The following is a 6,493-nucleotide window of genomic DNA, read 5'->3' on the forward strand; positions in this document are numbered from 1 at the left end:
CCTTTTTCGTTTTTAACCATTATATTTTTATCATCTTCTGCCATTCTTCCGGCGGCTTTTATCTCCCGAAAGGTTACTTTTTCCGCAACAGTTCAGCCATGATGTATTCCGCGAGGTGTTTTCGCTGTTTTTTGCGAAAATCCCGAGTTGTGCGGCGCGAAACGGCGTTTTTTGCCGTTTCTGTGCATCATTTGTTACGGTTTAGCCGAAGGCTGAACCGTAACCTTTTTCCTGGCGACCAGAAAATAGTTGACGGGGCGTTCAAACAGCGCCTCCCGCTCCATTATCTCAAATCCCCCGTTCTCAATCATCTGTTCCAGACTCTCCGGCGTGTAAAACTCTACAAAGGGCATCTTTCCGGTGCGGCTTCTATACCATTTACGCAAAGCTTCCTTTGTAAAGCTGTGTTTCAGGCAGTCGGCTGCCACAAAAATGTAACCGCCCGGCTTTACAAGCTCCTGCAGTCGCTTCATTGCCGCAGCCTGATCCGGCATATATAAAAGCACATTAAAAATCATAACCGCATCGTACGTACCCGGCTTTAGTTCTTCCATAAACATATCGCCCTGGATGAAATCGATATTACCGGCTTCGGCCTTCTTTGCTTTTTCCCTCGCCTGGCGGAGCATCTCCGGCGCGGTATCCACCGCCGTCATCTCCGCTACACTGCCGGCCAGATCTATCGTAGTCACACCGGTCCCGCAGCCGATATCAAGAGCCTTGTCGCTGTCCTTCAGGTATTTCTTGGTGTAATCAATTGTTTTCCTGTAGGCTTCCTCATATGTCGTTAAAATCTGAGTATCGAATATCTCCGATCGCTTATTCCAGTATGCCTCGTTTTCTGAATAATTTTCCTGCTCCTGCTTCATTTTGTTTGCCCTCCCCATTTGCTTCCTGTTTTTACCTGATGAATTAAAACGGGTCAATCGTCACGTTTTTTTTCTGAAAGAAGAGAAATTCCCGCACATGCAAGGCCGAGTCCCAGCATAAAGAAGCCCGAATACATGTCTATCGCCTTCATAACCGACAAAACCGCCACAGCAATTCCCATTGCCAGAGAAAGAGCTTTGAAGACGATCGGGATAATCCGGTTAGCAACCGGTCTGTCGTTCACCGGCCCGTCATTCGTCTTAATCTGCATCAGCTGATCCACCGATATCCCAAATATTCCCGCCAGTTTTGGCAGTGAATTGACATCCGGATATGACAAATCCCGTTCCCACTTTGAAACGGCCTTATCCGTAACCCCCATTTTTTCGGCCAGCTCCAACTGTGTCATTCCCTTTTCTTTTCTATATTCCGCAATCAGCATTCCAAATGTCCGGTTCCTCATAAAATCATCCTCCATTTATTTTGATGACTGCATCGTAACATTTTCCCGTGAACCATTCAACCGACCGGCAGTTTAGTCCGGTAGACCTGCGGTTTACCTCCCCCTTCGGTTCAAAACAGTTTTCTTCTATTCTAATATCTGCCCGGGAATATGTCAAATCTCCCTGTTCCCGGTCTGCTGTGCCAGCTTCATATATAAAAGCGGATAAGGATTCCCCTGTTCATCCGTCTCCGTTCTTTTATATACCCTGAACCCTTCATGTTCATAAAAGCCTATTGCCTGCGGATTCTGCTCATTTACACAGACTTCATCAATCCCGTATCGTCTGATTCCATACCGGAGCATCCGGCTTCCCAGACCTTTCCCCCTCTGCTCCGGCAGAATAAACAGCATCTCCAGCTTACTGCCGCCGATTCCCATGAATGCCGCCGGAAAGCCATCCGGGGCCGCCGCGACCAGCAGATGCGGGATCTCTTTTAATGCCTCCGGTACGTATACCGCAATTTGTTCCACCTCTTCGTAGGACAGGAATAAATGGGTTGCCTTCACCGACTTTCTCCATACCTGAGTCAGACGGTTTATCAGTGCCTCATCCCGAACATCGGCAGCAAAGATTTCTGTCTTCCCGCTGTCACTCTGTTCCTCCAAAACCTTTTTTGGCCGCTCCTGCCCGATATCCTCCGGCCTTATCTTTTCCATAACCTAATAGACCAGTATCACGCCGTTTTCAACCTCCCATTTATCATGATGAGATGTTTTATATCCCAGCGTTTCATATAAATGACAAGCCGGAAGCGATGCATCCAGATAAATTCTGCCGTAATCCGAAAAAATTTCTTCCTCCAGCTTCTTTATTATATATGTGCCATACCCCTTTCCCTGAAAAGACGGAGAAACGTAGACTCTTGTGATATGGTCACCTTCCCTGCTCCCGGTTCCTGCTAGACATCCCTCCACTAAAAGCATTCTTATATTTCCGTTCCTGATGTCTTTTCGGACTGCATCTTCACAGTGCAGTCCGGCAAAAAAATCCACCACCTCTTTCGGATAGTATTTCGGATATACCGAAGCAATCGTCTCCTGCACCAGTTTCGTTATCTGCGGTGCAAACTCTTCCGAAGCATTTTTATATTCCAGCATGTTATTTCATCCCTTTTCTTCCTGTTTCTTTATTGATTAGGCTCTGAAGTCCACTCCGTCAGCAGTATATCGCCGCTGAAAGCGCGGCTGTCTCCATTTAATTTGTGTAAATAAACATCCTCATCCGGGTAATAGCAGGTATCCTCTTTTTCAACCGTCCCGATATCCAAAATCAACATAGGCTCCGTTCCGGAGTTATAGAAAGTATGGGCAAGCATTTTCCCTCCCGGTTTGGCTATAAAATCTCCTGCCGTCACTTCCTGCTCCCTGTCATTCAGCCGCAGTGTCCCGCTTCCCGACAATACGTAAAAAAACTCTTCCTGCTGGGAATGACTGTGATATTTCGTGCTGAACGCCTTGGGAGGAATGCTGTCCAGATTCGCATATATTTTTTCACTTCCGGCATACTTTCCCAGTTCCTTCGTCATTAATCCTGCCTTATCCGACCAGATAAATTCTGCCGGAATTTCATCAATATTACCTTTTATTTTCATCTAATCTCCTTGTTTCCATCTGTTCCTGTTTCCTGATTTACCGTTGTTACGTTTCCTGTTTTCTCATTGGCCGCTTCTGCATGCTCCGGTATCTATAAATAATCCCCTTGCAATTTCAACTGCATTTGATCACTTAACGGCACAAATCCCAGCTTTTCATACAGGGGGCGCCCCATCTGCGTGGCGTCGAGCAGGAGCTTTCCAACACCCAGCCGGCCCGCCTCCTTAATCAGCATCCGTACCAGTTTTTCTGCATGCCCGCGCCTTCGGTACCCCTGCACCGTATAAACATTCAGCAGCTCGGCGCAGACTCCGGTCGGACAGCTCGGGAGCGGAGCCGTATGGAAAATGCAGGCCATACAGGAGGAAATGATTTTATCCCCTTCAACTGCAATAAAAATAACCATATCATCCTTTTCCATATGTTCTTCCACATAATCCCGCGTCCTCTTCCTGAATAATTCCAGCTCATCGATTTGTCTGATGGAAGCAGCAAATTCCACCCGGTTTTCAACAAAACGCTCTATATCACCTCGGTTTGCACGCCTGTATTCCATAAAACACCTCCTGATTCAGCAGCTTCTATTTCAACCGCCCTCTCTCCCTCGGGCCAAATCATTTATAATTCCATATCCGCCCAGTCAACCAAATCTTCTCCACCGGTCCCCTTATAAAAATCCTGAAATAAAACAATCGCCGTATCGAGAGTCAGAACCTGCGCCGGCCGGACTTATCAGGGGCGGACGCTCCGTTCATCGGGGGAAATATATCCTTCAATATATAAAAGAATTCCTGCAGCGCGGGAGATGATACAGACGGATTATCATAGCCATGCTCCTCCACCTGCTCTGTCTGCTCCCGGTACCAGCTCAGGAAGTCCTTCTCCCCCTCCGGAGCCTTACTTTTTTCAAAAACCATTAAATCATAACTCATCCGCATCCCTCCCTGCCTTACTCATCCTGTAAAACCTCAATCAGATTATCACTGACACAGCCTGCTGCCAAAGCAGTCTGGCGGACAAATACACCCGCCCGGGTAACCGCCGTCTGTCATATCAGCTAATTATCATTTTATAGAATTTTGTTCAAATAAGCTACAGCTATCTCAATTATTACTTTACAATTTTGTTAACATTCATATCATACCATGAAAAATTTATGGTATAATGACCGCATGACGGTTATTATACCCGCGCATAAACGGTTTCTGCGTTCACCGCAGATCCGGCACAGCTTATGAAAGGTTAAGGCAGCGGCTCTGGTATAGCCCCTGCCGCGGTGAGACAACCATGAGATGCAAAACAGAACGTATTCAACAGGATTTGGAATCACTATCCAGATTTAATTTAACTCCCGGCAGCGGCTGCACCAGGCTTTCCTACACAAAAGAATTTTCCGGCGCCCGTGATTATCTCAAGCAGAGGATGGCGGAGGCGGGGCTGAAGGTGCATGAAGATCCGGCCGGAAATATCATCGGCAGGTATCCCGGGAAGGTGGAAAGACCGGCTGTCATGACCGGCAGCCATTTTGACACGGTTTTCCACGGCGGAAATTTTGACGGGCAAGCCGGAGTTTGCGCTGCTCTTGAAGCTGCCCGGGTAATGGGTGAGAATCATATCACCCCCTATTATCCCGTTGATTTCATCGCCATGCCGGAGGAGGAGGGCACCCGGTTCGGTGGCGGACTGTTCGGAAGCCGGGCCATCTGCTGCGGCGTCACCCCGGATGAGTTAAAAGAAATAAAAGACGCCGATAAAATCACATTATATCAGGCGCTGAAGGATTACGGCTTAAATCCCGATGAGATAGAAAGCGCCCGGAAAAAGCCGGAGGATATCGCCGTTTTTATTGAGCTGCATATTGAACAGGGCCCCGTCCTTGAACAGAATCAGAAAGATATCGGTATCGTCGATGCGATTGTCAGCCTGGAATGCTATGACGTCCTGGTCAGAGGACGGGCCGATCACGCCGGTACGACACCGATAGATATGCGTGCAGACGCCCTGCTGGCCGCGGCAAAAGCGATTGCGGCGGCAACCGGCAGGGCGGCCGCCTGCGGCGACGGGACGGTGATTACCTTTGGCTGTATGGATTCCTCACCAAAATCCGCCAATGTAGTTCCGTCGCAGGTTACCTTCACCGCCGATTGCAGAAGCTCCGACATCCGGTCAATCCGAACGGTTATGGAGGCCTTCCGGGAAACGCTCCGGGAAAGTACGGAACACTGCCCCGATTTATCATTTGAAATCAGCAGGACATTACAGGCAGACCCTGCCGCCATGGATATGCGTCTGAAAAAGATAATTGAAGATACGGCCGATGAGCTTTCACTGTCCTCGATGCATCTGTTGTCCGGCGCCGGTCACGATACGATGAACTTTAAAAACATGTGTCCGCTGGCCATGATATTTGTTCCAAGCAAAGGCGGAAGAAGCCACTGCCCGGAAGAATGGACTGATTACCGGCAGATCAGTGACGGAGCCGACGTTTTACTCCGCACAATCATAAAAGCTGCCGCCCATGAAATATGAAAGGAGATTTAAAAATCATGAAACTTGTCATTATCGAACCGCTGGGAGTAGAACAGGAAAAACTGCTGTCAATGGCACAGGAGGCGCTTCCTGAGGATCTGGAAACCGTATACTACGACACCCGTGTAACCGGAACAAAGGAGCTGATTGAGCGCGGAAAAGATGCCGACATCATTGTTGTCTCCAACCTTCCCATGAACAGCGAAGTAATCGAGGGCTGCAAAAACCTGAAGCTTCTCTCCGTTGCCTTCACCGGCGTGGATCACATCGCCATGGATACATGCCGGAAAAACGGCGTAACCGTCTGCAACTGCGCAGGATATTCCACTGTCGCCGTGGCTGACCTCGTATTTGGCATGGTTATCTCCCTGTACAGAAATATCATCCCCTGCAATGCAGCCGTCAGGAACGAAGGGACAAAAGACGGCCTGGTTGGTTTTGAACTGGAGGGCAAAAAATTCGGCATTGTGGGCACCGGGGCCATCGGACTGCGCACGGCAAAGATTGCCCGGGCTTTCGGGTGTGAAGTATACGCTTACAGCAGAACGGTTAAGGAGATAGAAGGAGTTACCTATGTTCCTTTGGATGAGCTTCTCTCCGTCTGCGATATCGTCTCCCTGCATACGCCTCTGACCCCGGAGACAAAGGGACTGATTGGAAAAAAGGAGCTTTCAATGATGAAGAAAAGCGCCATCCTCATCAATACGGCCCGCGGCCCTGTGGTGGACAGCGATGCGCTTGCAAATGCCCTGAACAGCGGCGCCATCGCCGGGGCCGCCATTGATGTATTCGAAAATGAACCGCCGATTAAAAAGGAGCATCCGCTGCTGAACGCCAAAAATGTAATCGCAACTCCCCATATCGCTTTTGCCACAAAAGAAGCGCTTGTAAAACGTGCTGTGATTGTATTTGATAATGTGGCAAAATGGGCTGCGGGTGATGTTCAGAATGTTATGAAATAGATAATGGAGATTTAACTGAGGTTGGAGGACGCGT

The 6,493-nt window shown here is 48.7% G+C and carries 9 protein-coding genes; 2 read left to right on the forward strand and 7 right to left on the reverse strand.

Features of this window, described 5'->3' with window-relative positions:
- Positions 1–194 precede the first annotated feature (194 nt).
- The 7 genes from CLOSYM_RS18765 to CLOSYM_RS18795 form a co-directional block, all read right to left on the reverse strand.
- The gene (locus tag CLOSYM_RS18765) at positions 195–887 is read right to left on the reverse strand and encodes a class I SAM-dependent methyltransferase (RefSeq protein ID WP_021643365.1); all 693 of its coding nucleotides are present in this window, start codon (positions 885–887) and stop codon (positions 195–197) included.
- A gap of 35 nt (positions 888–922) precedes the next feature.
- Positions 923–1,333, reverse strand: a complete 411-nt coding sequence (locus tag CLOSYM_RS18770; protein ID WP_009297489.1) for a helix-turn-helix domain-containing protein — start codon at positions 1,331–1,333, stop codon at positions 923–925.
- Between the two features lie 153 nt (positions 1,334–1,486).
- The gene (locus tag CLOSYM_RS23535) at positions 1,487–2,032 is read right to left on the reverse strand and encodes a GNAT family N-acetyltransferase (RefSeq protein ID WP_021643368.1); all 546 of its coding nucleotides are present in this window, start codon (positions 2,030–2,032) and stop codon (positions 1,487–1,489) included.
- A 3-nt stretch (positions 2,033–2,035) separates the two neighbouring features.
- On the reverse strand, positions 2,036–2,473 hold the full coding sequence (locus CLOSYM_RS23540; RefSeq protein ID WP_021643369.1) for a GNAT family N-acetyltransferase: 438 nt from the start codon (positions 2,471–2,473) through the stop codon (positions 2,036–2,038).
- Positions 2,474–2,502: 29 nt separating this feature from the next.
- Positions 2,503–2,967, reverse strand: a complete 465-nt coding sequence (locus CLOSYM_RS18785) for a cupin domain-containing protein (RefSeq protein ID WP_021643370.1) — start codon at positions 2,965–2,967, stop codon at positions 2,503–2,505.
- Positions 2,968–3,059: 92 nt separating this feature from the next.
- On the reverse strand, positions 3,060–3,524 hold the full coding sequence (locus CLOSYM_RS18790; protein WP_021643371.1) for a GNAT family N-acetyltransferase: 465 nt from the start codon (positions 3,522–3,524) through the stop codon (positions 3,060–3,062).
- Positions 3,525–3,675: 151 nt separating this feature from the next.
- On the reverse strand, positions 3,676–3,900 hold the full coding sequence (locus tag CLOSYM_RS18795; RefSeq protein ID WP_003506453.1) for a hypothetical protein: 225 nt from the start codon (positions 3,898–3,900) through the stop codon (positions 3,676–3,678).
- 355 nt (positions 3,901–4,255) lie between these two features.
- Between CLOSYM_RS18795 and CLOSYM_RS18800 the strand changes: the two genes are divergently transcribed.
- Positions 4,256–5,497 carry a Zn-dependent hydrolase gene (locus tag CLOSYM_RS18800; RefSeq protein ID WP_021643373.1) on the forward strand — a complete coding sequence of 414 codons (1,242 nt, stop codon included), beginning with the start codon at positions 4,256–4,258 and terminating at the stop codon, positions 5,495–5,497.
- 17 nt (positions 5,498–5,514) lie between these two features.
- Positions 5,515–6,459 carry a 2-hydroxyacid dehydrogenase gene (locus tag CLOSYM_RS18805; RefSeq protein ID WP_044902879.1) on the forward strand — a complete coding sequence of 315 codons (945 nt, stop codon included), beginning with the start codon at positions 5,515–5,517 and terminating at the stop codon, positions 6,457–6,459.
- Positions 6,460–6,493 lie beyond the last annotated feature (34 nt).

The sequence above is a fragment of the [Clostridium] symbiosum ATCC 14940 genome (assembly GCF_000466485.1).
Lineage (GTDB): Bacteria > Bacillota > Clostridia > Lachnospirales > Lachnospiraceae > Otoolea > Otoolea symbiosa.

Coding starts and splice junctions, on each gene's coding strand:
- CLOSYM_RS18765 (WP_021643365.1), bottom strand. CDS start 887: ATGGGGAGGGCAAACAAAATGAAGCAGGAGCAGGAAAATTATTCAGAA.
- CLOSYM_RS18770 (WP_009297489.1), bottom strand. CDS start 1,333: ATGAGGAACCGGACATTTGGAATGCTGATTGCGGAATATAGAAAAGAA.
- CLOSYM_RS23535 (WP_021643368.1), bottom strand. CDS start 2,032: ATGGAAAAGATAAGGCCGGAGGATATCGGGCAGGAGCGGCCAAAAAAG.
- CLOSYM_RS23540 (WP_021643369.1), bottom strand. CDS start 2,473: ATGCTGGAATATAAAAATGCTTCGGAAGAGTTTGCACCGCAGATAACG.
- CLOSYM_RS18785 (WP_021643370.1), bottom strand. CDS start 2,967: ATGAAAATAAAAGGTAATATTGATGAAATTCCGGCAGAATTTATCTGG.
- CLOSYM_RS18790 (WP_021643371.1), bottom strand. CDS start 3,524: ATGGAATACAGGCGTGCAAACCGAGGTGATATAGAGCGTTTTGTTGAA.
- CLOSYM_RS18795 (WP_003506453.1), bottom strand. CDS start 3,900: ATGAGTTATGATTTAATGGTTTTTGAAAAAAGTAAGGCTCCGGAGGGG.
- CLOSYM_RS18800 (WP_021643373.1), top strand. CDS start 4,256: ATGAGATGCAAAACAGAACGTATTCAACAGGATTTGGAATCACTATCC.
- CLOSYM_RS18805 (WP_044902879.1), top strand. CDS start 5,515: ATGAAACTTGTCATTATCGAACCGCTGGGAGTAGAACAGGAAAAACTG.